This is a genomic window from Sphingosinicella microcystinivorans (assembly GCF_027941835.1).
Classification (GTDB): Bacteria; Pseudomonadota; Alphaproteobacteria; order Sphingomonadales; family Sphingomonadaceae; genus Sphingosinicella.
Genome location: NZ_CP116005.1, coordinates 250,682 through 273,690 on the forward strand (window position 1 = coordinate 250,682; position 23,009 = coordinate 273,690).

General features: G+C 65.4%; 21 protein-coding genes. 11 read left to right on the forward strand and 10 right to left on the reverse strand.

All coding sequences use genetic code 11. The annotated features are described in order from the left end of the window. Window positions 1-17: 17 nt before the first annotated feature. On the reverse strand, window positions 18-2,222 hold the full coding sequence (locus PE061_RS01040; RefSeq protein WP_271257391.1) for a beta-glucosidase family protein: 2,205 nt from the start codon (window positions 2,220-2,222) through the stop codon (window positions 18-20). A gap of 177 nt (window positions 2,223-2,399) precedes the next feature. Between PE061_RS01040 and PE061_RS01045 the strand changes: the two genes are divergently transcribed. Further along, the gene (locus PE061_RS01045; protein WP_271257392.1) at window positions 2,400-3,380 is read left to right on the forward strand and encodes a LacI family DNA-binding transcriptional regulator; all 981 of its coding nucleotides are present in this window, start codon (window positions 2,400-2,402) and stop codon (window positions 3,378-3,380) included. Between the two features lie 191 nt (window positions 3,381-3,571). Here the strand turns inward: PE061_RS01045 and PE061_RS01050 are convergent, their stop codons facing one another. After that, a complete protein-coding gene (locus tag PE061_RS01050) occupies window positions 3,572-4,183 on the reverse strand; it encodes an ATP-binding domain-containing protein (RefSeq protein ID WP_271257393.1) in 612 nt (203 codons plus the stop codon). Window positions 4,184-4,243: 60 nt separating this feature from the next. Here PE061_RS01050 and PE061_RS01055 point away from each other — a divergent pair. Continuing rightward, window positions 4,244-5,417, forward strand: a protein-coding gene (locus tag PE061_RS01055; protein ID WP_420794306.1) for an IS3 family transposase whose coding sequence is annotated in 2 segments (ribosomal slippage) — window positions 4,244-4,527 and window positions 4,526-5,417 — 1,176 coding nt in all. Because the reading frame shifts where the segments join, the coding sequence is not laid out codon by codon here. A gap of 2 nt (window positions 5,418-5,419) precedes the next feature. Here PE061_RS01055 and PE061_RS01060 read toward each other — a convergent pair. The 3 genes from PE061_RS01060 to PE061_RS01070 form a co-directional block, all read right to left on the reverse strand. Further along, entirely contained in the window at window positions 5,420-6,556 is a 1,137-nt protein-coding gene (locus tag PE061_RS01060) for an NERD domain-containing protein (RefSeq protein WP_271257394.1), read from the reverse strand. A gap of 382 nt (window positions 6,557-6,938) precedes the next feature. After that, window positions 6,939-8,372, reverse strand: coding sequence for a tyrosine phenol-lyase (locus PE061_RS01065; protein ID WP_271257395.1), 1,434 nt, complete (start codon window positions 8,370-8,372; stop codon window positions 6,939-6,941). A 12-nt stretch (window positions 8,373-8,384) separates the two neighbouring features. Then, window positions 8,385-9,092, reverse strand: a complete 708-nt coding sequence (locus tag PE061_RS01070; protein ID WP_271257396.1) for a Crp/Fnr family transcriptional regulator — start codon at window positions 9,090-9,092, stop codon at window positions 8,385-8,387. A gap of 354 nt (window positions 9,093-9,446) precedes the next feature. Here PE061_RS01070 and PE061_RS01075 point away from each other — a divergent pair, with 354 nt between their 5' ends. The 6 genes from PE061_RS01075 (at window position 9,447) to PE061_RS01100 (ending at window position 17,567) form a co-directional block, all read left to right on the forward strand. After that, window positions 9,447-11,660 (forward strand): TonB-dependent receptor, encoded by a 2,214-nt coding sequence (locus PE061_RS01075; RefSeq protein ID WP_271257397.1) that lies wholly within the window; start codon window positions 9,447-9,449, stop codon window positions 11,658-11,660. Between the two features lie 26 nt (window positions 11,661-11,686). Next, window positions 11,687-13,312, forward strand: coding sequence for a carboxylesterase/lipase family protein (locus tag PE061_RS01080; protein WP_271257398.1), 1,626 nt, complete (start codon window positions 11,687-11,689; stop codon window positions 13,310-13,312). Then, the gene (locus PE061_RS01085; protein ID WP_271257399.1) at window positions 13,309-14,877 is read left to right on the forward strand and encodes an AMP-binding protein; all 1,569 of its coding nucleotides are present in this window, start codon (window positions 13,309-13,311) and stop codon (window positions 14,875-14,877) included. Before PE061_RS01080 ends, PE061_RS01085 begins: the two co-directional genes overlap by 4 nt. Window positions 14,878-14,926: 49 nt before the next feature. After that, complete coding sequence (locus tag PE061_RS01090; protein WP_271257400.1) at window positions 14,927-15,622, forward strand: TetR/AcrR family transcriptional regulator; 696 nt, start codon at window positions 14,927-14,929, stop codon at window positions 15,620-15,622. A gap of 90 nt (window positions 15,623-15,712) precedes the next feature. Next, window positions 15,713-15,838 carry a hypothetical protein gene (locus PE061_RS01095; RefSeq protein WP_271257401.1) on the forward strand — a complete coding sequence of 42 codons (126 nt, stop codon included), beginning with the start codon at window positions 15,713-15,715 and terminating at the stop codon, window positions 15,836-15,838. Between the two features lie 61 nt (window positions 15,839-15,899). Continuing rightward, the gene (locus PE061_RS01100; RefSeq protein WP_271257402.1) at window positions 15,900-17,567 is read left to right on the forward strand and encodes an MFS transporter; all 1,668 of its coding nucleotides are present in this window, start codon (window positions 15,900-15,902) and stop codon (window positions 17,565-17,567) included. Window positions 17,568-17,573: 6 nt separating this feature from the next. Here PE061_RS01100 and PE061_RS01105 read toward each other — a convergent pair whose 3' ends face one another. After that, entirely contained in the window at window positions 17,574-18,860 is a 1,287-nt protein-coding gene (locus PE061_RS01105) for a PA domain-containing protein (protein WP_271257403.1), read from the reverse strand. Window positions 18,861-18,954: 94 nt separating this feature from the next. On the opposite strand from PE061_RS01105, the gene PE061_RS01110 reads away from it, so the two are divergent. Both PE061_RS01110 and PE061_RS01115 read left to right on the forward strand, forming a co-directional pair. Beyond that, on the forward strand, window positions 18,955-19,263 hold the full coding sequence (locus tag PE061_RS01110) for a carboxylesterase family protein (RefSeq protein WP_271257404.1): 309 nt from the start codon (window positions 18,955-18,957) through the stop codon (window positions 19,261-19,263). After that, window positions 19,260-20,594, forward strand: a complete 1,335-nt coding sequence (locus PE061_RS01115; RefSeq protein ID WP_271257405.1) for a carboxylesterase/lipase family protein — start codon at window positions 19,260-19,262, stop codon at window positions 20,592-20,594. The genes PE061_RS01110 and PE061_RS01115 overlap by 4 nt, the downstream gene beginning before the upstream one ends. Window positions 20,595-20,705: 111 nt before the next feature. Here PE061_RS01115 and PE061_RS01120 read toward each other — a convergent pair whose 3' ends face one another. The 4 genes from PE061_RS01120 to PE061_RS01135 all read right to left on the reverse strand — a co-directional run bounded on the left by PE061_RS01120 (window position 20,706) and on the right by PE061_RS01135 (window position 22,476). Then, complete coding sequence (locus PE061_RS01120) at window positions 20,706-20,834, reverse strand: hypothetical protein (protein WP_271257406.1); 129 nt, start codon at window positions 20,832-20,834, stop codon at window positions 20,706-20,708. Then, window positions 20,831-21,238, reverse strand: coding sequence for a RidA family protein (locus PE061_RS01125; protein ID WP_271257407.1), 408 nt, complete (start codon window positions 21,236-21,238; stop codon window positions 20,831-20,833). Before PE061_RS01125 ends, PE061_RS01120 begins: the two co-directional genes overlap by 4 nt. An 11-nt stretch (window positions 21,239-21,249) precedes the next feature. After that, window positions 21,250-21,750 (reverse strand): TonB-dependent receptor domain-containing protein, encoded by a 501-nt coding sequence (locus PE061_RS01130; protein WP_271259101.1) that lies wholly within the window; start codon window positions 21,748-21,750, stop codon window positions 21,250-21,252. A 285-nt stretch (window positions 21,751-22,035) separates the two neighbouring features. Then, window positions 22,036-22,476 (reverse strand): nuclear transport factor 2 family protein, encoded by a 441-nt coding sequence (locus PE061_RS01135; protein WP_271257408.1) that lies wholly within the window; start codon window positions 22,474-22,476, stop codon window positions 22,036-22,038. Between the two features lie 26 nt (window positions 22,477-22,502). Here PE061_RS01135 and PE061_RS01140 point away from each other — a divergent pair, with 26 nt between their 5' ends. Next, window positions 22,503-22,799: a hydroxyacylglutathione hydrolase C-terminal domain-containing protein gene (locus tag PE061_RS01140; protein WP_271257409.1), complete on the forward strand. Its 297-nt coding sequence runs from the start codon at window positions 22,503-22,505 to the stop codon at window positions 22,797-22,799. The last annotated feature ends 210 nt before the right edge of the window (window positions 22,800-23,009 follow it).

Below are 23,009 nucleotides of genomic sequence, written 5' to 3' on the forward strand. Positions count from 1 at the left end.
TCCTCCCCTGCTTGTGTTTACCTGACGTAATTCCAAGTGCGCTCCGTCAGCTGCGCGGCGGTCTCCTCGAGGAGATCTTCTGCCGACGCACCCAATGCGAACCGATAGGTCCCTGCGGAAATCTTCCAGCCCTTCGGCGTCCATTCGGCGAGGAGCCGCGGGTCGATCGGGACCTCGGCGGTTCGCGCTTCGCCCGGTTGGAGGTCGACCCGGGAAAAGCCAACCAGACGACGCGTCTTTCCGTGCGGCGTTTCGATCAGGTACACCTGCCCGATATCCGCGCCCGCGCGCGAACCGCTGTTCCGTATCGTGAAGGATGCGACCGGCGCATTGCCGCCCGTGACGGTGAGGGCGGATCTTTCGAAACGCGTATAGCTGAGACCGAAACCGAACGGGAAAAGCGGCTTTTCGCCCTTGCGCGCGAACCAGCGATAGCCGACGTCGGCGCCTTCGATGTTATAGTCGATGTCGAGCGTCTGGCCGGGCTTTCCGTGCCCCGAGAAATCCGGCTCGACGGTATCGGCACCCGGCAGCGCGGGGCGCGGTAGCTGCGCGACCGAGGCCGGAAACGTCACCGGCAAACGGCCGGACGGGTTGACGTCGCCGAACAGCACCGCAGCGACGGCCTCTCCGCCCCGGGCACCCGGATACCACGCCTCCAGAATTGCAGCGACGTCGCTGCGCCACGGCATCGCGACCGGGCCGCCTGTCTGCAACACCACCACCGTATTCGGATTCGCCCTGGCGACCGCCGCAATGACCTCGTCCTGACCGGTCGGCAAGGACAGGTCGGGCACATCGAAGCCTTCCGTCATCCACTGCGTTGCGAACACGATGACAAGGTCCGCACTCTTCGCGGCCAGCGCGGCCTCCGACGCGTAACGGCCATCCCGGAATACGACCTCCGCCTTCGGCGCACGTGCGCGAATGGCCTTCAGGGGCGAGGACCGGTGAAAGTTCTGCGCCATGATCGACGCGAACATGCCTTCGGCCTGAACGGGCAAGGACACGACCGGGCCGCCCTCTCCTTGCGTCTGCGAGGAGCCCCCGCCGGAAAGCACACCGGCATCGGCATATCCGCCGACCACCAGAATGCGGTTCGCCGAAGCGGCAAGCGGCAGGATATTGTCGCGGTTCTGCAGGAGGACCATGCCCTGCTCGGCAATTCTTTGCGCGACGGCCGCACCTTTCGCGAAGTCGACCGGTGCGCGCTCGGGAGGGTTCGCATCGACGCCGACCGCATAGATCGACCGGAGCACGCGGCGGTTCATATCCGCAACCTTGCTGCGGTAACGCCTGTCCTTCTGCGATGCATCCAGAAGCGGCTGGCCGAAAAACACCGACGCATCGAGTTGCGCGCCCGACTGCTGATCGAGCCCGGCCAGAGCGAAATCCGTTCCCCGGACCGCGCCCCAATCGGACATCACCCAGCCCTTGTAGCCCCAGTCCCGCTTCAGGACCTTGTTCAGGAGCGTGTCGCTGCCGCACGCCTGCGCGCCGTTCACCTTGTTGTAGGCGCACATCACCGAACCCGGATCGCCTTGCTCGATCGCGATTTCGAAGGCGAGCAGATCGCTCATGCGGAACGCGCCGTCTTCGATGATCGCGTTGTGGAACTGCCGCCCCGTTTCGGTCGGGTTCAGCGCGAAATGCTTGACTGTCGATATGACGTGACGGGACTGGATGCCCTTGACCGCCGCACCGCCGAGCAGGCCCGAATGCAGCGGATCCTCGCCGAGATACTCGAAATTGCGACCACCGCGCGGGTCGCGGACGAGGTTGATCCCGCCGGCCAGAAGCACGTTGAAGCCCTTCGCATGGGCTTCCCCTGCGATGAGCGCGCCGCCTTCGCGCATGAGTTCGGGGTTCCATGTCGAACCCATCGCAAGGCCGGAGGGGAGCGCCGTTGCGCCGTCGCCTCGCGCGCCGCCGACATAGGAGACGCCAAGACTCGCATCCGTTTCGGTCAGCGCCGGAATCCCCAGCCGCTCGACTCCGCGGATATATCCGGCGCCGAACGGCACGCCCTCGGGGATCGGCGTACCGTCGAACGGCAAGGCCATGATGCCGTTCAAAAGCCGGACACGCTCCTCGCCCACGAGCGCAGCTTCGGCTGACGCCGCGCGCCTGTCGGGATCGCCGGCGTGTTGCGGCTGCCCTTCGGCCACAGCCACAGCTGCGTGCGTAACGAGAAAGACCGCACCGCACAGTCCGAGCCTCATGTGATCCTCCCATCCCGTTTTTATTGATCCAATTGCTACGAGATATATGACAGCGCTGTCAATCACAAATTGTCAGCGCTGTCATCATATGGACCAAGCACATGTTTTCCGGCTAGATTCTCCCCCATGCCCCTTGGGACACCAACGCCCTCGAAACCGCCCGTGACACTTGCTCACGTGGCTGCAATCGCGCGGGTCTCTCCGAAAACCGTGTCGCGCGTCATCAATCGCGACGCAAATGTAAGCCCCGCAACCAAGGCCCGCGTCGAAGCCGCCATCCTGGAGACCGGCTACGTGGTCAACCTCGCCGCGCGATCGCTTGCGGCCTCGCGTTCCTACCTGATCGGCATGTTCATGCCGAACATGTCCTCCCACTATTGCGCAGAGATTTTTCGCGGCGCCGCCCGGGCCTGCCGCCAGCACGGTTTTCACCTCGTGGTAGAGGAATATGACTTCGGGGCGGCAACGGTCGTGGACCGTTATGAATACGGACTGCGCAGTACGCGGTGTGAAGCGCTTCTGCTTATTCCGCCTGTGTGTGACGACATGCCACTGCTGGAGGCCTTGGATCGCGATGGGGTCCGCTATGTCTGCATTTCACCCGGAAGGCACGACGACCGCACTACGGCAATATTCGCAGATGACAGTCAGGGCGTCGCATCGCTCGCACGGCATTTGTGGAACCGCGGTTGCAGACGCTTCGGCCTGATTGCCGGCCCTTCAAGCCACGCTTCGGCGGCGATACGCGAAACGGCCTTCACCGACACACTGAAGGGTTTGGGCGCAGGCCCTGATGACATCACAATGGCAAGGCCTGACTGGAATGGCACGATTGCCGAAGTCGGCCGGAAAGCCGCATTGTCGTTGCTTTCGGGTCCGCAGGCACGGCCTGACGCGATCTTCGCATTCAACGATGAAGCCGCGATAGGCGCCATCACCTGCGCCCGCGATCTGGGCCTGAACATTCCGGGCGACGTCGCGATCGCCGGCTTCGACGACAGCTATATGGCGCAACTCGTCTGGCCCCAGTTGACCACGGTGCATCAGCCGATCGCCGAAATCGCAATCAAGGCCATTCAGGTGATCGCCGAAGAACAACCCGCAGAGCACCGACGAATCTATATGCCTACGCATCTCGTTGTTCGAGACAGCGCATAGGGCCATTTGCCGAATGCACGTACTTTCATGGCATGGACGAAAATTGCAGGACATGAAGGAAATCGTGCCTGCAGGCCGGGCGACAGCCGACATTGCCGCGCCCGCATCGTGCGCAGCGTCGCCGGGATCATCCAGCTGTCGAGCGCCGGAACGGGGAGCCTGCGGAACTCTAGGTTCGAGCCACTTCCGCCTCACCCCGTCGTCGACAGCGCGCGGCTACAGGCCTCGCGCGTCGCGCAGATATAGAGGACCGACTTGGCGCGCGACATGCCAACGTAGAGCGTTTCCCGATCCCGCCCGGGCGTGCAGTCGTCGAGCGCCCAAAGGATGATGACGGGCCGTTCGAGCCCCTTGAAGCGCGCCACCGTGTCCACGGTGATGACACCGGGGTCATATTCCTCGATCCAGCCGAGCCGGGAGTCCGAGGGGATCGGGACTCTCGCCAGCGCGGTTTCATAGGCGCTTCTGAGCGCCCCCTTGCAGATCAGGACTGCGATGTCGTGGGGAGCGATCCGTTCCGCAACGATCAGCCGCGTCAGCAGCGAGCCGATGGCGCGCGCCTGCCGCTCGATCCCGCCGGCGTGGATCGTCCCGACCTCGACGCCCGCGATCTCCGGCGCCGCGACGGCCGTGCCGCGATAGTGGCGGTAGGCCGCGTCATGGATGGCGCTGGTGTTCCGGCAGTTGCGGTCCAGGATCATCGGTTCGCCCGGAACGGGAATGCTCGCCGACCGGTGATAGAGGTCCTGGTTCTCGTCGAGGAAGACATAGAGCATCCCCTCGTCGGGCCGGGTGAGCAGCATTGATCTTCCCCCGGTTGCGCGGACACCGATGAAGGGCTCATTGGAGCCAGGAGGTGTAAGATGGCAAAGGTTGGGAAGCGATATTTCACGGACGAGTTCAAGCGCGAGGCGGTGACGCTATGGGAGACGAGCGGTCGGATGCAGGCCGACGTTGCGCGTGAGTTGGGTATCATGCCGACGATGTTGAGGCGCTGGCAACGGGCACTGGAGATCAAGGGGACAGTGCCTGCGGCGAAGCCGCTATCATCGTCGATGGCGTCGCCGGCGGATCAGGCGTCGGAGATTGCCAGGCTACGCCGCGAGCTCGATCGCACGCGCATGGAGCGCGACATTCTAAAAAAGCGGTCGGCATTTGCGCGGAGATGCCACGGTGAAGTTCCAGTTCATCCGCGCCCATGCTGGCCCCTGGCCGGTCAGCGTCATGTGCCGCATGCTCGGTGTGTCGCGCAGCGGCTATTACGATTGGCGCGATCGACCGCCGAGTATGCGCATGACGGAGAACGCCGTGTTGCTCGCCGATATCCGCCGGATCCAGGCGCGGCATTCCGGGCGATACGGCAGTCCCCGGATGCATGCCGCGCTGCGCGCGGAAGGGCGCGGCTGCAGCCGCGGTCGTGTCGAGCGGCTGATGCGCCGTCACGGCATTCGTGCGCTTGCCGGTCGCCGCTTTCGGCCCTCGACGACCGACAGCCGCCATTACCTGCCGATCGCGCCGAACCTGCTAGCGCAGCGCTTCGAAGCAACGGCGCCGAACCGCGTGTGGCTGGCCGATATCAGCTATATCCCGACCGGCGAAGGCTGGCTGTATCTGGCGGCCGTGCTCGATCTGGCGACGCGCAAGATCGTGGGCTGGGCGATGCGGGATCACATGCGCACCGAACTGACGCTCGCTGCGTTGATGATGGCCGCCCAACGGCAGCGACCAGCACGCGGACTCGTGCATCACTCCGATCGCGGATCGCAATATGCCGCCGGGGCTTATGTCGATCAACTCACCGCGATCGGCGCGACCGCGTCGATGAGCCGCACCGGAAACTGTTACGACAACGCGCCGATGGAGAGCTTCTTTCATACGCTGAAGGTCGAACTGGTCCATCAATGCCGCTGGGCAACGCACGTCGAAGCCCGGCAGGCTCTGTTCGGATATATCGAAGGCTATTATAATCGGCATCGCATGCACTCGGCGCTCGGGTATCTCACCCCCGAACAGGCCGAGCAACGCATGACGGGCTAACCCTAGTGTCCGCACAACCGGAGGAAGATCAGCATCTCGATCGGAAGCCAGAACGCGTCGCCGAAGTCCTGACCCTCGTCGACGACGATCGCGTCATAGGCCGGCCCCAGCAGGTTCACGGCAGTGGCCAGCGCGAGCGGCATCTGCAGCTCGAACTTGTCCGCCCCGGGATGGTCGCGCCCGGCTTCCGCCATGACGTCGCGCCCCAGTTCCATGCGCGCCCGGCTCGCCCAGCGATGACAGACCTGGTGGAAGGTCGCGACGTCGAGGCCGTCGATGCCCTCGCACTGCTCGCGCAGGTGATCCGCCAGCCCGCGGTTGAAGCAGACGAGTAGCGTGCGCAGCCCCTCGTCGGCGAGCCTGACCGCCTTCTCCCGCGCGATCAGGGTCTTGCCGGTTCCCGCGCCGCCGGAGATCATGACCCGCCGTTGCCGCCGCAACATGTCCAGGATCATCGCCTGGCGCCGGGTGAGCTCGATCCGCCGCACCTCCTCGTCCTGGATCCGGGCGGAAAGGAGCGGGCGCGTGGTCGCCGCGCGGGCGAAGATGCGGATGATGGCATTGACGCCCCGGCTGCCGATCTCCGCGATCCGGCCTTTCTCGTCGTCCCGCCAGTAGGCGAAGACCCGCTCGACCCACCCGGCCAGCGATTCCATGTGGCCCCGGTCGCCGATCAGCGCGGCCGGAGCATCCGGTCCGCACAGCCGCGCCCCGTCGCCGACGTCGGGAAGGAACACGGCATGGCCGAGGTTGAAGCGGCCGATGCGGAGCGTCTGCCAAGCCGGATTTTCCCTGATCTTCTCGAGGATGCCATATTTGCCGGTCCTCGCCTGCTCGAAGGGGTTCCTGATGTCATGGACCGTCCCGTCCCTGTCGGTCGAGGTCCATGCGCGCGTGCTGTAATCGAGCGAAACCCGGCCGCCCTTCACCTCGACGACGAGCACGCCGCGGCGCGGATGGCAGATCAGGAGGTCGGTCTCTCCGTCCCGCGGCCCCGAACCGCCCGGCTTCGATATCCATGCGACCGAATGCAGAACCGTGTAGTCGTCGTCGAGCTGCTTCCCCAAGGCCTCGAAAAGCTTCAGCTCCGCCTTCGAATCCGACGTCGCGACCTCGGGGGAAGGGATGCACCTTGCCATCAGTCGATGATCTGCAAGTTGGAATTACAGGGAATCCGCTTCACGCCCCCGAAACCGAAGCCGACCTTCAACGACAGGGCGACGCCCCGGGCGATCACGATGATGGTGCCCGTACCCTGATGCCTATTCGGAGTTCCAGCGCGCATGACACAATTACTAACACTTTACTTGCTGGGCGTTTCCATATGCTGATCACCTTCCGGCACCCTAGCATCGAATCAAGGGCCGGACCATGCTTCACCTTATTTTGAACTTTCCCGCTCTTCAATTCCGGCCTTCATCCTTTGCCCGAGATGGAAGGCCGGCGCGCGGCATGGGCTGCGATGATTGCACCATCGCAGGGGCTTTGGATGCAAATGACCGCCGGGAATGGCGCCCGCGTCTAGCCCGCGAGCTCCACGAGCTGCGCCGTGGGCCGCGCCTTGACCTTCGTCGGCCCGGCGAGCGGCTGAAACCGTGCTGTGAAGAAGCGCAGCACCTTCGGCTCGTAGACCATCTCAAGGCCCCGGATCGTATCGCGGCGGCGGTGCAGCGCGATGCAAGCCTCGGCAACCGTGTCGAGATGCGCGTAGGTGTAGACCCGCCGCGGGATGGTGAGCCGCACCAGTTCCAGCTTCGGCCGGTGGTGGTCGCCCGTCTCGCGGTTGCGGCCGGCCGAGACGATGCCGCGCTCCATGGCGCGTACGCCGGCCTCGACATAGAGCTCGGCGGCGAGCGTCTGGGCGGGAAAGCGGTCTTGCGGGATGTGCGGCAGGAAGGCCTTCGCGTCGATGAAGACCGCGTGCCCGCCGGTCGGCTTGACGACCGGGATGCCGGCCTCGTCCAGCCTGTCGGCGAGGTAGCGGCATTGCGTCACGCGGTGGTGGACGTAGTTGTAGTCGACCGATTCGACGATACCGCGCGCCATGGCCTCCATGTCGCGGCCGGCGAGCCCGCCATAGCTCGGCATACCCTCGAACAGCACCACGAGCTCCGACGCCTTCTGGTAGAGATCGTCGTCGTTCATGCACAGGAAGCCGCCGATGTTGACCAGGCAGTCCTTCTTGCCGCTCATTGTGCAGCCGTCGGCGTAGGACATCATCTCCTTGAGGATCGCGGCGATCGAGGCCTCCGCATAACCCTCCTCGCGCATCTTGATGAAATAGGCGTTCTCGATGCAGCGCGTGGCGTCGTACATCACCTTGATACCGTGCGCGGCGCACAGCCTGTATACGGCGCGCATGTTGGCCATGCTGACCGGCTGCCCGCCCGCGAGGTTCACCGTGACCGCGAGGCACAGGTAGGGGATGCGCCCGGCGCCGACCTCGGCGATAAGGCGCTCCAGCTTGGCGAGGTCGATATTGCCCTTGAAGGGCAGCTCGATCTGCGGGTCATGCGCCTCGTCGACAATGACGTCGACGAAGGTTGCGCCGTTGCGCTCCTGATGCGCGCGGGTCGTGGTGAAGTACATGTTGCCCGGCACGTAGTCGCCCGGCTTTATCATGATCATCGACAAGAGGTTCTCGGCACCGCGGCCCTGATGGGTCGGCACGATGTGGCGGAACCCGTAATACGTGCGCACGACCTCCTGCAGGTGCAGGAAGTTGCGGCTGCCGGCATAAGCCTCGTCGCCCAGCATCATCCCGGCCCACTGGTTGTCGCTCATCGCCGTGGTGCCGCTGTCGGTCAAAAGGTCGATCGTGCACTGGTCCGAGCGCAGCAGGAAGGTGTTGTAGCCGGCCTCGGCGATGAAGCGATCGCGCTCGTCTCTGGTGGTGACGGCGATCGGCTCGACCACCTTGATCTTGTACGGCTCCGGGACGTAGCGCCTGTCCATCCTGATCTCTCCCTATGGCCGCGCGTCCAGCGGCGTGTTTGCGGTCACGAAGTCGGCGAGCGCGTCGATGTCGGTCACCACGATCCCGTGCGTGTTCTCCTCGAGCAGGCCGGCGCGCTTCAGCGCACCCACGGTCCGGCTCACGGTCACGCGGTGGAGGCCGAGCAGGTCGCCGATGTCGGCGTGCGAGAGCGGCAGCCGCCGCGAGTTGCGCGCGAGGCACAGGCCGTAGAGGAAGCGGCCGACCCGCTGCGGCACCGCCAGGAAGGCGGTCTCCTCGACCTGCGTCGACATCACGTAGCACTTGGCGGAAAGGTTGGAGAGCAGCGCCGCGCTCACCGCCGGACGGGACGGCAGCAGCTCCTCCAGGATCACCTTCCGGGTAAACCCGTAGGCGACGCAGTCCTCCATGGCGGTGATGTGGTGCATGTAGGGATGGCGGCCGAACATCGCCGCCTCGCCAAGCGTCGAGCCCGGCCCGCTCAGCCACAGCGTGCGCTGCAGCCCGGCCTCGCTCGCGGCCGCGACCTTGATCATGCCCGAACGCAGCAGGAAGATGCTCGCCACCTCGTCCTCGGGCCGCTGGATGACGGTGCGCGCGTTCCATGTCACCTTGCGGCCGAGATGCAGCACGTCGTCCCAGCCGCTCTGGTCCCGGAACTCGATCCAGGGCACGATCGGGGACTGGTCCCCCTCGCCGGCATGAGCCCGCATGACCATCAACCGTTACCTCACGCAGCCCTGAACATTGGCAATCCTTCCTAGGAGCCGATCGCCTGCCGGTCAGTAGCGGCAACTACAATTCCACGATTCAGCAGCCTTGAAGAATGGTCGAAATGTCGCAGCGGGCAGGTCGGGCACGACGGGCATCCCGACGCAGCGCGGCCTTCATTCCTCGCGAGCACATTTCATTCACACTCTACATAGTGAATATTGACTCGTCCGTGAGTATGGCGGATAAACTCGTCCCAGGTCGGCGCCAACGAGCGCCGACGGGGAGGGAGAGTTCATATGAAGGCTGGACTTTTTGCGTCCGTCTCGGCGGTCGCCCTTTTTGCTCTACCAGTGACCACCATGGCCCAATCGACCGGCGCCCCGGCGCCCGCGGGCACAACAGCGCGGGATGATCGACGCGACGAGGACATCATCGTCACCGCCACCCGCCGCACCGAGCGGCTTCAGGACGTTCCGCTCAGCGTCACGGCCTTCGGGCAGGATGAGCTCGATGAGCTGGGCGTTGTCGGTTACGAGGGGATTGCCCAGAATACGCCGGGCATCGTCGTCAACCGCCCGACGCAGAATTTCAACAATTTCACGAGTCGCGGCATCAACACCAACGGCTACAGCGCCGGGCTGCAGAGCGCTGTCGCCATCTACGTGGATGAGCTGCCGATTTCCGCGAACGGCAACTCGACGATTCTCGATCCGAATCTCTACGACGTCGAGCGCGTGGAATTCCTGCGCGGACCGCAGGGCACGCTGTTCGGATCGAATTCGCTCGCAGGCGCCATGCGTATCCTGACGCGCAGCCCCGATCTCGACGAGTTTCAGGCGTCCGCCAGCGTCGATCTCGGCCTCACCGGCTCCAGTTCCGTGCGTCAGCGCTACAACGCGATGATCAACCTGCCGATCATGACCGACGAGCTGGGTCTGCGCGTCACCGGCTATTATCGCAACGAGGACGGCTGGGTCGACAACATCGGCACCGGCGTCAAGGATTCGAACAGTCTCGAAGCCTATGGCGGGCGCGCGATCCTGCTGATGCAGCCGAGCGATCGCATGAAGGTGAAGCTGCTCGCGTCCTACGAGAACAGCAAGCCGGCGGATTCGGCGCTCACCAACCCGCTCCTCGGCAAGTTCGTGCGCCGTTCGGACCGGCCCGACCTGTTTCAGGGCAAGCTCACGAATTACAACGTGACGGTCAATTACGAGTTCGATTTTGCCGAGCTTATCAGTTCCACGACGCTGTCGGATTACGATGCCTCGTTCTATGTCGATCTCGCCGGGACGTTCGCGCAGGCGTTTCCGTTCGCGCTCGACGCCTACGGCTACGACGACCTGTTCGTCCAGGAAACGCGGCTGGTTTCCCGCACCTCGGGGCCGGTCGACTGGGTCGCCGGCTTCTTCTATTACGACAAGCGGCGCACGGTGGATTTCGCCTATCGCTCCACGCAGGAATTTCTGGACGCGCGCGGCCTGACCGGGCTGCCAGACGAATACTACCAGCGTTTCAACAGCTACACCGACCAGACCGAGATTGCCGGGTTCGGCGAGGTATCCGTACACTTCACGGACAATTTCTGGGTCACCGGCGGTCTCCGCTACGGCCGGACCGAGGTTCAGTCCTTCACCCGCGGCGGCGGCTACAACAGCAACTATCTGACGCTGGCCTTCCTCGGCATTTCCAATTTCCCGCTGACGGTTACGCCGGTCACTCCGGTCACCGGATTGAAAGTCTCGGACGACCGCGTGTCCTACAAGGCCAGCGTCTCGTGGCGGCCGATGCCCGAACTCACCACCTATGCGACGGTGTCGACGGGATTCCGCACCCCGGTCGTCAACGCGCGCGCCGGGCTCGTCAGCACGATCAATCCCAGCGACATCGTGATCCCGGACGGCGCCAAGTCGGATAGCGTGACCAACTACGAAGTCGGTCTCAAGGGTCGCTGGCTGGGCGGCGATCTCACCACCAACTTCGCGGCCTATTATATCGACTGGCAGGACATTCAGGTTCAGGCGAACCGCGTGTCGGATTCGATCCAGTTCGCGACCAACATCGGCGGCGCAGAAAGCTACGGCCTCGAATTCGAGATCGTTGCAAGGCCGGTCGAGGGCTTGAGCCTCGCGCTCAACGGCTCATTCAACAGGGCCAAGGTGACGGAATTGTCGGCCATTGAAGCGGCGATTTCCGGTGCGGAACCCGGTGTCCGTCTTGCCTCGCCGCGTTTCCAGGGATCGAGCACGCTGCGCTACGACTTCTCGATCGGAGGCGACAAGAGCGCGTTTGCAGCGGTCAACGTCTCACACGCGGGGTCCTTTCCGAACCAGTTCCCCAACGTGCCGGGCAACCCCAATGCCGTCAGCCCCACCTATGACTACACCGAGGCATGGACCAACGTGAACCTCTATGCGGGTGCGAAGCTCGGAAGGCTCGACCTCACCGCCTATGTCGAGAATCTCTTCGACGACAGCTCGATCACCTATGTCCACCCCGAGGCGTTTCTCGACGGCCGCTATGCCCGGCTTCGGCCGCGCACGGTCGGCGTGCGCGCCAATTACCGCTTCTGATCCGGCGTGAGCGAAGGAAGGAGTCGATGATCCGCCTGCAATTCGCGCTCATGCTGGCGGCCCTCGTGGCCGGTCCGGCCGCTGCCGGTTCCGTGATCGACGCCCCCGGCGGTACGGTGCGCGGGACCGAGGATCGCAGCGTGCGCGTGTTCCGCGGCATTCCCTTTGCGCAGCCGCCCGTGGGCGAACGCCGGTGGCGGCCACCGGCGGAGCTGCCGCGCTGGGAAGGTGTGCGCGAGGCGACGAGGTCGGGGCCCGCCTGCGTCCAGCCGAAACCTCGCGCCGCCAGCATCTATGCGTGGAAATTGCCCGCGATGAGCGAGGATTGCCTGTCGCTCAACATATGGGCGCCGCAGGCGGCGGACAGGGCCCCGGTGTTCGTATGGATCCACGGGGGCGCGCTGACGACGGGATCGGCAAGCGAGCCGATCTACGACGGGACGGCGCTCGCGAAGCGCGGGCTCGTCGTGGTGTCGATCAACTACCGGCTCGGCGTGCTCGGCTATCTCACCCACCCCGCGCTCAGCGCTGAAGCACCAGACGGCGTGTCGGGCAACTACGGGCTGCTCGACCAGGTGGCGGCGCTCGCATGGGTCAGGCGCAACATTTCGGTCTTCGGAGGCGATCCCGCCAATGTCACGATCGCGGGAGAGTCCGCGGGCGCGCTCAGCGTCATGGCGCTGATGGCCGCTCCCCCTGCGCGCGGACTGTTCCAGAAGGCTATTGCACAGAGCGCCTATATGGTGTCCGCCCCTGCCCTGCGCGAACGGCAGAACGGCATGGTGCCCGCCGAGGAACAGGGCAGCGACCTCGCAGCGAAACTGGGCGCCGCCGACCTTGCCGCACTGCGCGCGATGGACGCGGAGGCCATCGTCGAGAAGACGGCGGGCACGGGGTATTTCCCCTTCATCACGATTGACGGCAAGACCTTGCCGCGCCAACTGGTCGATACCTTCGATCGCAGCGAACAGGCGCCGGTGCCGATCCTCGCGGGTTTCAACAGCGGCGAGATCCGCTCCCTGCGTTTCCTGCTGCCGAAGCCGCCTGCGGGCGAGGCCGCCTACGAGGCGGCGATCCGCACGGGCTACGGCGACCTCGCCGACGCGTTCCTCGCCCGTTATCCGGCGAAGACCATCGAAGAGAGTATGCTCGCCGCGACACGCGACGCCATGTACGGCTGGACGGCCGAGCGCCTGGTCTCCAACCAGGCGGCGTTGGGGCAGCCGGCGTATTTCTATCTCTTCGATCACGGGTATCCTGCGACGCAGGAATGGGACCTCCATGCCTTCCATGCCGCCGAGCTGCCGTATATTTTCGACACCGCCGGAAAAACGCCGCCGCTGTGGCCGAAGATCCCGTCGAACCTCGCCGAGCGCAGGCTGACCGACGCGATGGGCGATTACTGGGCAAGCTTCGCCGCGACCGGCAAGCCGCGTGCGAAGGGCTGGCCCGATTGGCGGCCCTATTCCGAAGATCGGAGCTTCCTGCATTTCGCCGATGTGCCGCGCGCGGGCAAGAACCTGTTTCCCGGCGTCGCGGCGCTGCACGAGGCCGTGGTGTGCCGCCGCCGCGCGGCGGGCGACATCGCCTGGAACTGGAATGTCGGCGTCGCAGCGCCGCCCTTGCCGCCGAAAGCCAAGGGATGCCAATGAACGACGGCGCGATGCAGTATTATGGACTGACGCTCGACAAATTCCTCTCCCACGCCGCGAAATGGCATACCGACGCCGAAGTGGTGTCGGGCGCGGCGGATGGAGCCGTTCAGCGCATTTCCTATGGCGCGCTGTATGACCGCGCGCGCGGCGTATCGGGGGCGCTACGCGCGCTCGGCATCGGCCCGGGCGACCGCGTTGCGACGCTCGCGTGGAACACGCAGGGGCATCTCGAAGCCTGGTACGGCATCATGGGCATGGGCGCGATATGCCATACGCTCAACCCGCGCCTCACGGCCGCGCAGCTCGGCGCGATGCTCGCCCAGTCGCAAGCGGCGTTGCTGCTGGCAAGTCCCGATCTGCTTGCGCTGGCGCGCGAAGCCAGCCTGAACCTCCCCGCAATGCGGGGCATCCTGTTGCTCGACACCGATGAGGGGGCCGAGAAGGCCGACGCGCTAGGCCCCCTCATCGCCGGGGCGCCCCGGGACACGCCCTGGGGCGACTTCGCGGAATCCGCGCCCTCGGGACTCTGCTTCACCTCGGGCAGCACCGGGGCGCCCAAGGGCGTCACCTATACCCATCGCGGCTGCTATCTGCACACGATGCGCCAGCTCCAGGCCGACGTGCTCGGCCCGACGTCGCGTGACGCGATCCTCGCGGTCGTGCCTATGTTTCACGCCAATGCCTGGGGCCTGCCCTTCGCTGCGCCTGCGGTGGGCGCGAAGCTGGTGCTGCCGGGCCGCCACAGCGACGGCGCGCATCTGGCGCGGCTCATCCGCGCCGAAGGCGTGACCGCCGCGGCGGGGGTGCCCACCGTCTGGCTTGGCCTTGTCGAGCATCTGGAGGCGGAAGGCGGCGAGGTGGCGTCGCTCGAGCGTATCCTCGTGGGCGGATCTCCCATGCCGCCCGCGCTCATGGAGCGCATCGAGCGCCGTCTCGGCGTGGAGGTGCAGACGAGTTGGGGCATGACCGAATTGTCCCCGCTCGGCACGGCCGCGCTGCCCGGCGACCCGCATCGCCGGGCGTCGCTGTCGGGACGCCCCGCCATCGGTATTGATCTGCTCGTCACCGACGCCGACGGGCGCCCGCTCCCCGAGCAGCGCTGCGTGGAGGGGCATCTGCGCGTGCGCGGAGGCACGGTCGTCGAACGCTATTTCGGGCAGAGCGAGCCCGCGACCGATGCGAACGGCTGGTTCGACACCGGCGATCTCGCGCGCATCGACCGAAGCGGCAATCTCACCATCACGGGCCGCGCGAAGGACCTCATCAAGTCGGGCGGCGAATGGATCAACCCCGCCGAGATCGAGGCGCTGGTCGGCGCCCTGCCGCAGGTATCGCTCGCCGCCGTCATCGGGCGCCCCGATCCGAAATGGGGCGAACGGCCGATCCTGCTCGTCGAGACCTGCGACAGCGCGATCAGCGACGATGAACTGCTGGCACCGCTGGCCGGGCGCGTCGCGTCGTGGTGGGTCCCCGACGCGGTCATCCGCCTCGCGGCGATGCCGCTCGCGCCGACGGGCAAGATCGATAAAATGCAATTGCGGGCCGAATATGGACAGGTGTAGGCCCGAAGCGGCTGCTGCGCGATATGACGGCTTTGAAAGGGAAGTGATTTTGGCGTCCAAGGCGAAGACCCCGACGAAGCGGCCATCGAAGGCGGAGCAGCGCGCCGAAACGATGGAACAAATTCTCGACACGGCCGAGCATCTGTTTTCCAAGCACGGGTTCTATGGCGTGACGCTGAAGGATGTCGCGAAGCGCGTCGGCGTCCATCACACGCTTCTCAACTATTATTTCGACGACAAGAAGACGCTGTTCGATGCCGTATTCGCGCGGCGCGCCGTCGTCACCATCGAGAAGCGTATGCAAGCGCTCGATGACTACGAGCGGGTCGCCGCCGGAAAGCCGACGGTCGAGGGCGCGCTCCATGCGTTTCTCGATACCGACCTCGATCTCTACATACAGGGAGGCGAAGGCTGGAAGAACTACGGCGCATTCGGCGCGCAGGCGTCGAACAGCCCGGAGGGCGCCGAGTTCATGGACAAGTATTTCGATCCCGTCGTGCTGCGGCTGATCGAAATCCTGAAGAAGGCGCTGCCCGAAGCCGCCGAGGAAGACATATTCTGGGGGTATCATTTCGTGACCGGGGCACTGATGCTCACGCTCGCGCGCACGGGGCGCATCGACAAGCTGTCGCACGGCCTTTGCCTGTCGGACGACTATGAATCCGTCAAGCAGCGCATGGCGCGCTTCATGGCGGCCGGTTTCCGCGAAATCTGCGACCAGAGAAAGGTCGCACGAAAGGGCTGAACGAAAGCGCAGGCACCGTGAGGGGAACACATCGCACTCCCGGGTCTATATTATTAACTCACCAGTGAGTTATCGTTTTAGGATGTGGAGATGGACATGAATCTGTCGGGACAAGTCGAGATCGGGATCGTGCCCGCCTATGGCTTCATGCAGGCAGAACGCGAACTGGCCGGCGCCGACCATACCGCCCCGGTGATGGCGGCCGCGCGCCGATAATTCCGGTGGCGGACGGGCCGGTGAAGAGCCCGCCGCCGCCGGGTTTGACGGGAGGGAGGATATGGCAACCGAAAGCGAGGCCCTACCCGCTGCGGCGAAGGGTCAGAACGAGAAACTCGTCATCACCGCCTCGTCGTTGGGGACGGTGTTCGAATGGTATGATTTCTATCTCTACGGTCTGCTCGCCACCGCCCTCTCGCGGCATTTCTTCTCGGGCGTCAACGAAACCACCGGTTTCATTCTCGCGCTGATGGCGTTTGCCGCCGGCTTTGCCGTGCGTCCCTTCGGCGCGCTGGTGTTCGGGCGCGTGGGCGACGTCGTCGGGCGCAAGAACACCTTCCTCGTCACCATGGCGATCATGGGCCTGTCGACCTTCGCGGTGGGCTTCCTCCCCGGCTACGACAGCATCGGCGTCGCCGCGCCGATCATCCTGATGATCCTGCGTCTGCTTCAGGGCCTCGCGATCGGCGGCGAATACGGCGGTGCCGCCGTCTATATCGCCGAGCACGCGCCGCCGGGAAAGCGCGGCTTCTACACGAGTTTCATCCAGACCACCGCGATGATCGGCCTGATCCTCGCCTCCACGTTCGTCGTCGGCCTGCGCAGTTTCATGGATGCCGAAACCTTCAATGCCTGGGGCTGGCGGTTGCCCTTCATCTTCTCGATCGTGCTGCTCGCCATCACCCTCTGGATACGGCTGCAACTCGAAGAAAGCCCTGTCTTCAAGCGGATGAAGCAGGCAGGGACGACCTCCAAGGCGCCCCTGCGCGAAGCCTTCGGCGAATGGCGGAACCTGAAGCTCGTTCTCGTCGCGCTGTTCGGCGCGGTCGCGGGACAGGCGGTGATCGGCTTCGCCGCCCATCTCTACCCGCTCTTCTATCTTGAAAAGATCGCGAAAGTGGACGGAGCAACCGCCAATTTCCTCGTCGCCACCGCGCTCCTGATGATCATCCCCAGCTTCGTCTTCTTCGGGTGGCTGAGCGACCGGATCGGACGCAAGCCGATCATGATGACCGCCTGTGTGATCGCCGTTTTCGTTTATTTTCCGCTCTACAAGGCGCTGGTCACGGCGGCCAACCCGGCGATGGCGGCAGCCGTCGCGCACGCACCGGTGCAGGTTGTCGCCGATGCCGATGAATGTTCGTTCCAGTTCGATCCGATCGGCCGGAACAGCTTCGACACGACGAGCTGCGACATCGTGAAAGCCTATCTCGCGCGCAGCGGCATCAACTACTCCAACGTCGACGCGCCTTCCGGCACGACCGCGACGATCCGGATCGGCGATGAAGCCCATGCCGCACCGGACCCCGGGACGCTGACCGGCGAAGCGAGAGCCGAAGCCATCGCGGCGTTTCAGGACGAGGTGCAGGCGGCGCTGTCCCGCGCCGGGTATCCCGCCGCGGCCGATCCCGCCGCGATCGACAAGGTGAAGGTGATCGCCATCCTCTGCATCTTCGGCGTCCTGGCAACGATGGTGTACGGTCCGCTCGCAGCGCTGCTCGTCGAGCTCTTTCCGGCGCGCATCCGCTACAGCTCGCTCTCGCTGCCCTATCATATCGGCAACGGCTGGATCGGCGGCTTCATGCCCACGATCGGCTTCGCAATGGTCGCGGCGACAGGCAACATCTATCAGGGGCTCTGGTATGCCGTGGTGATCGCCGCGATCACCGCAGTTGTCGGCATCCTCTTCCTGCCGGAAACCTACAAGCGCGACATCGAGGCCGACTGATCCGTCTCAGGCCTTCGCCGCCTCCGTCAGCAGCCGGCGGAAGGCGGCGACGGTCGCCGCGACGGCCGCCGGGTCGATGCAGCGCGCATCGTCATCCTCGACATGATGGAAACGGTGCAGCCCGAACACGCCCGCGACCGAGGCATAGCCCGCAGCGACGATCGTCGCGAGTTCGCCGGCCGAGAATTCCGCCGCGGAATAGGGACTCTCGAGACCGGCGAGGCCCGCGAAAAGGCGGCGCGCGCGCGAAAGATGCTGGGGGCTGACGGCGAGGTAGCGCTGGGAATCCGTGCCTGCGATCGGCTTGAGGCCAAACAGCCCCTCGTGCCAGTCGCGGGCCGCGAGATTGGCGCCGAGGTGAAGCCAGAAATGCGTCTCGTGCGGTTTCGGCGCCGCCGCCTTCAGCGCTTCCTCCGCCCCGAGGTTCTCGTATTCGTGCCCGCTGTTGCAGAGGAAAGCGAGATCGTGGTCGGGCAGCGCCGCGGGCGCCCAGCGCGCAAGGTCGAGCCATGCGGCGATACCGCCGCCGCGCTCGCCCGCGCAGCCGAACCAGCCGGAGCGCGGCGTGGAAACGACGAGCCAACGACCTTTGCCGCGATCGCGGCGTCCGATGACGTTGAAGCCGGGGCGGCGTCCGCCCCTGCCCGTCAAGGTGACGACCGCAGGCGTGTGCGTCATCGCGGCGGCGATGAACGGGCCGGCATCGGCGGGGGCGACCAGTCCGACCGGTCCTTTGAACATCGGCGCCCGCCCGTCGGCATTGAGGGCGATGATCTTGCCCGTCGGCCCGTTGGTGATGATGACCGCGGCTTTGGCCCCCGCAGCGAAGGCGGTATCGACCGGCGTGCGGACGGGCCCGGCGAGCACCGACGACCAACGGCCATAGGGAAGGTCGACAAGCGCGATCGCGCCCGCCAGCGGCGCATCGGCGCGCCCCGCCGCATCGACCCGCACGAGCGGTCCCGACACGCCGGCACCGGGCGTGGGCGAGACGATCGGCTGCGGCCACAGCGCAGCGCGGGCATCGCCGCACAGGATGTCGCATCGTCCCGGTTCGAAACAGGGCACGGAAAACGAATGCTTCTCGACGGCGAATCCGGCCGCCTCGAGTTCGGCCGCCATCCAGTGGCCCGCCGCCGTGTCACCCGCACCGCCGGACTGCTTGCTCCCGAAGCCGATGTAGCGGGAGAGATCGTCAGCGACCGCGCGCGCCGCCCTCGCCTGTTCCGGCACCATCGTGAGCGGCAACGCTGCCGTTCCCGCCAGAAAGCCCCGCCGCGTCGCACCGTCCATGTCGCGCTCCCGATCGCAGCACGCTTGATATTAACTCGCGTGTGAGCGTAGGTTTGCCGTGCGGCGATGGCAAGCGCCCGAAAGGGGAGGCAGCATGATCGGTTTCGGGATGCGGCTTTGCGCGATCGTGCTGTCGCTGTTCGGCACGGCAATAGCCGCCAGGGCGGATGATCGGCCCGAGGTGCAGATCGAACAGGGCCGGCTGGCGGGAACCGTCGTCGACGGGCTTCGCGTCTTCAAAGGCATTCCCTACGCGCTGCCGCCCGTCGGCGCGCGGCGCTGGCGCGCGCCGGAACCGCCCGCGCGCTGGGCCGGCACACGCGACGCGGACGCATTCGGTGCCAGTTGCATTCAGCCCCCTACCCCCCGGGCAGCGTCTATTTCGAACCCTCCCGCCCGATGAGCGAGGATTGCCTGACGCTCAATGTCTGGGCGGCGAAAGACGCGAAAAGGGCACCCGTAATCGTCTGGATTCATGGCGGCGCGCTGCTTCGCGGCACGAGCGCCAGCCCCCTGTACGACGGCCGTGAATTCGCAAGGCGCGGCATCGTCTTCGTGTCGGTAAACTACCGGCTCGGCGTGCTGGGCTGGCTCGCGCATCCGGGGCTGAGCGCCGAAGCCAAGGACGGCGTTTCGGGGAACTACGGCCTTCTCGACCAGATCGCTGCGCTCGAATGGGTGAAGCGCAATATCGACGCCTTCGGCGGCGATGCCGCCAACGTCACCGTCATGGGCGAGTCCGCAGGCGCGCTCAGCGTCTCGTACCTGCTTGCCAGCCCCCGCGCGCGCGGACTGTTTGCCCGGGCGATCCTGCAAAGCACCAATGTGCGCGCCGTGCCGCACCTGCGTGAAGCCGCCTTCGGCCTTCCGGCCGCCGAGGCGACGGGCGCAGCGCTCGCAAGCGCTGCGGGGGCGGGAGACGTGGCGGCGCTTCGGGCCGCGGATGCCGGGGCGCTGACGGCGATCGCCGTGCGGGCGCATTTCATATCGCAGCCGACGGTCGATGGCGTGATCGTGCCCGATCAGCTCGTCAACATCTTCGATCGCGGCGAGCAGGCGAAGGTTCCGGTTCTGGCCGGTTTCAACAGCGGCGAAATCCGCTCGCAGCGTTCACTGCTGCCGCCGATGCCGGAAGATGCGGCTGCCTATCGAGCGGCTGTCTCGGTACGCTACGGCGATCTCGCAGGGGCCTATCTGCGGCTTTACCCCGCATCCGATACGGCCGCGAGCCAACTCGCATCGACGCGCGACATCGTTTACGGCTGGGCGACCGAACGGCTCGTCCGCCAGATGGCGGCCACCGGACAGCCTGCCTATCTGTATATTTTCGATCATTGCTATCCGGCCGCGCGGGCACGCGACCTTTGCGCGTTCCACGCAAGCGAGCTCCCCTTTTCCTTCGGTCTGGCCGGCGACCCCGGAACCCTCCCGCAGACCTGGCCGATACCGGGCAGCCCCGAAGATTTGCGCCTTGCGCGCGACATGATCGACTATTGGTCGAGCTTCGCCGCCACCGGCACGCCGAGGGCGACGGCGCGGGAGGCGCCCGCCTGGCCCGAATATGGCGAGCGCGAGGATTATGTCCGCTTCAACGCCCGACCTTACGTCGAGCGGGACCCGTATCCCGGTATGTTCGAGCTTCATGAGGAGGTGATGCAGCGCCGCCGTCTCAATGGTCAGCAGTGGTTTCTCAACGGCAGCCCCATGCCCCCACCGCAAACGCCGCAACGTTGACGCCCTGCCCGCGGGAGCACGACTTCCGTATCACGTAGCAGGCCGATGAACTCTTGCCCCTGGCCACTCCACAGAGAACCGAAGAATTGATTTCGGCCGCTCAGGAGGGCGTCACCGGAGCCTGTTCATAAGGGGTACGGCAATCGTTCGCATGGCCCACGGGATCAGGCGCGCACCGGCAAGAGGCGCTGGCGTCAGGATCGGCAGCGCAAGATCGTCTTCGGCCGTGCCGTCGATCATAGCGGCGGCTTCGCGCGCGGCGGCGATACCGAGTGTGAGGCCGAAGCCGTTGCATCCGGCAAGCGCATGCGCACCTCGACGGCGGTCGTCGCGGGGAGGTCGAGCCCCACATAGTGCGCGGTGCGCGCGCCGTTGGCGGCAATGAAGGCATCCATGTCGGTCACGTAGACATTTTCCTTCAAGACATTCGCCATCGTGGCTCCAAAAGCGTCGAGCGTCCGTTTGATCGCGGCATAGGCGCTGCCGATCTGGGCCGCCATGTCGCCCGGAAATTCCGGCCGGAAGGCATCGTCGACGCTGAGCGAGCCCGAGATGTGGAGCGTGTTCCCGCACCGTACCGCCTGCGCGTATCCGAACGCCTTTTCGCCGTCGGGGCGGAGGTGGAACGTCTGCCTGTCGATCATGTCCGTGCCTTTCAGAACTTCACCCGCGCCTCGACGCCGAACGTGCGGCCCGGATCGGGCTGGATCGCGTCGCTGCCGAGCGGCACCAGCCCGGCCGCGAAGATGTAGCGTGAGAAGGCCGAGGTCGCATAATGCTCCTTGAACAGGTTCTTCCCGAAGACACTGAACGCCCAGCCTTCGCCTTCGAGGCCGATTTGCGCATCGACGGTCGAATAGGCCTTCTGGAACAGATACGCGTCCGGTGTCGCCGGGAGCTGGAAATCCTGAAAGGACTGCCGGCCCTGGGCATTGAAGTCCGCCCGCACCTTCGCGGTCAACCCGTCCGAAAGATCCAGCGCGTACTGTGCGCCGAGGTTCAGCGTGTATTTCGGCGCGTTCGGCAATTGCTGGCCGACATAGGCATCGGTCGCGCCGTCGAAATCCTTGATCTCGGTGTCGATGTAGCCGAACGCGGCATTGAGATCGACGCCCTTCGCCGGGCGCGCGGCAAGCTCGAACTCGAAGCCCTTGATCGCCGCCTTGCGTGCGTTGAGCGATGCGTTCGAGCCGCCGTTCCTCGATCACGCTCGCCGAAAACGCCGTGACCGTGTCGGGAACCTGCTGGAGATTCTCCTCGCGCTTGCGCGCCGTCACGATGATTTCCTCGAAGCCGCCGCTGCTTGCGCCTGCGCGTTCCTGCGCCGTTGCCGCTCCGCCAAGCGCCGAAAGCGCCGTCGACATCACCAGCACGAGCCGGCCCGTGCCCTCAATTCCGCTCCTCATATTTCCCCTCCGCTCCCTTTTGATCGACGGCCCGTTCAGACCAGGCTCGCCGGCATGCTCTTTTCGTCGCTCTCGTTGTCCCAGATCGCCGACAGGATGACCCAGCGGCCCTCGTGGCGAACGATATGGGCGAACGTGACGCCCCTGCGCTTTTCGCCGTTCATCTCGGCGATGAAGCTGCTGCGCACGCCCGCGACATTGCCAAAGGCCTCCACATGGCGCGCGATCTCGATCTCGCTGAAATCCGTGAGCGCGCCGGCGGCGCGCTGCGCGTTCATCGCGGCGACGAATGCCTCCACCGCAATCGGGCTCGCGGCGCCGGAACTGAGTGCGGCAAGCGTCGCATCCGGATGGCAACAGGCCCGGAAGGTGTCCCAGTCGGGCGCCTTGCCGGCGTTCCAGCCCACGGCGCCGTAAAGGCGCGGGCACAGCGCGAGGATGGCTTCGAGATCCGCGTCGGTGATGCTGCCGGGCATATGGTCTCTCCTTTCGTCTTCAGCCGATGAGATCGGCGGATGGATGCGCACGCGGATATCCGGGACACGATTACCTGAAACGCAACCTCGGCTTCACCCTGTCCATCGAGCCGGGCAACGCGGCCGCGCGCGCATTGGCGTCCGCGCTCGAATCATCGGATGGCACGGCACCGCATTTCACCACGATCGGCGAAGAGCGCGCGATCAACCTGTTCCTGCGGCCTGACAGCCCCGAAGTCCGCGCGAACCTCCCCGAACTGCCGGCTCCGGCGACCGATCCGGACGTTTTCCTCGCGATCAGGAAGCGCCGCGATCACTGGTAGCTACAGCGCTCGCGGATTCCTGACGAGGGCGCCGGAGCCAGATGGACATATGGCAGCTATCGGGTGGTCAATCTGCTTCGCGAACGTCGGGTTATCGGATGCTCCGGCTGAAACCCGACAAACCGGACCCCGCCCGTTCCAAGTCATTCAGATCGAGCCTGCAAGGCTTGCCGGTGTCGATTTGATGATGAATCTGCTGATCGCATCGTC

What these genes read in the sequence shown, in the direction of transcription:
- PE061_RS01040 (WP_271257391.1), bottom strand. Translation starts at nt 2,222, where the DNA reads ATGAGGCTCGGACTGTGCGGTGCGGTCTTTCTCGTTACGCACGCAGCT.
- PE061_RS01050 (WP_271257393.1), bottom strand. Translation starts at nt 4,183, where the DNA reads ATGCTGCTCACCCGGCCCGACGAGGGGATGCTCTATGTCTTCCTCGAC.
- PE061_RS01060 (WP_271257394.1), bottom strand. Translation starts at nt 6,556, where the DNA reads ATGGCAAGGTGCATCCCTTCCCCCGAGGTCGCGACGTCGGATTCGAAG.
- PE061_RS01065 (WP_271257395.1), bottom strand. Translation starts at nt 8,372, where the DNA reads ATGGACAGGCGCTACGTCCCGGAGCCGTACAAGATCAAGGTGGTCGAG.
- PE061_RS01070 (WP_271257396.1), bottom strand. Translation starts at nt 9,092, where the DNA reads ATGGTCATGCGGGCTCATGCCGGCGAGGGGGACCAGTCCCCGATCGTG.
- PE061_RS01075 (WP_271257397.1), top strand. Translation starts at nt 9,447, where the DNA reads ATGGCCCAATCGACCGGCGCCCCGGCGCCCGCGGGCACAACAGCGCGG.
- PE061_RS01080 (WP_271257398.1), top strand. Translation starts at nt 11,687, where the DNA reads ATGATCCGCCTGCAATTCGCGCTCATGCTGGCGGCCCTCGTGGCCGGT.
- PE061_RS01085 (WP_271257399.1), top strand. Translation starts at nt 13,309, where the DNA reads ATGAACGACGGCGCGATGCAGTATTATGGACTGACGCTCGACAAATTC.
- PE061_RS01095 (WP_271257401.1), top strand. Translation starts at nt 15,713, where the DNA reads ATGGACATGAATCTGTCGGGACAAGTCGAGATCGGGATCGTGCCCGCC.
- PE061_RS01100 (WP_271257402.1), top strand. Translation starts at nt 15,900, where the DNA reads ATGGCAACCGAAAGCGAGGCCCTACCCGCTGCGGCGAAGGGTCAGAAC.
- PE061_RS01105 (WP_271257403.1), bottom strand. Translation starts at nt 18,860, where the DNA reads ATGGACGGTGCGACGCGGCGGGGCTTTCTGGCGGGAACGGCAGCGTTG.
- PE061_RS01110 (WP_271257404.1), top strand. Translation starts at nt 18,955, where the DNA reads ATGATCGGTTTCGGGATGCGGCTTTGCGCGATCGTGCTGTCGCTGTTC.
- PE061_RS01115 (WP_271257405.1), top strand. Translation starts at nt 19,260, where the DNA reads ATGAGCGAGGATTGCCTGACGCTCAATGTCTGGGCGGCGAAAGACGCG.
- PE061_RS01120 (WP_271257406.1), bottom strand. Translation starts at nt 20,834, where the DNA reads ATGATCGACGGCACGGCCGAAGACGATCTTGCGCTGCCGATCCTGACG.
- PE061_RS01125 (WP_271257407.1), bottom strand. Translation starts at nt 21,238, where the DNA reads ATGATCGACAGGCAGACGTTCCACCTCCGCCCCGACGGCGAAAAGGCG.
- PE061_RS01135 (WP_271257408.1), bottom strand. Translation starts at nt 22,476, where the DNA reads ATGCCCGGCAGCATCACCGACGCGGATCTCGAAGCCATCCTCGCGCTG.
- PE061_RS01140 (WP_271257409.1), top strand. Translation starts at nt 22,503, where the DNA reads ATGAGATCGGCGGATGGATGCGCACGCGGATATCCGGGACACGATTAC.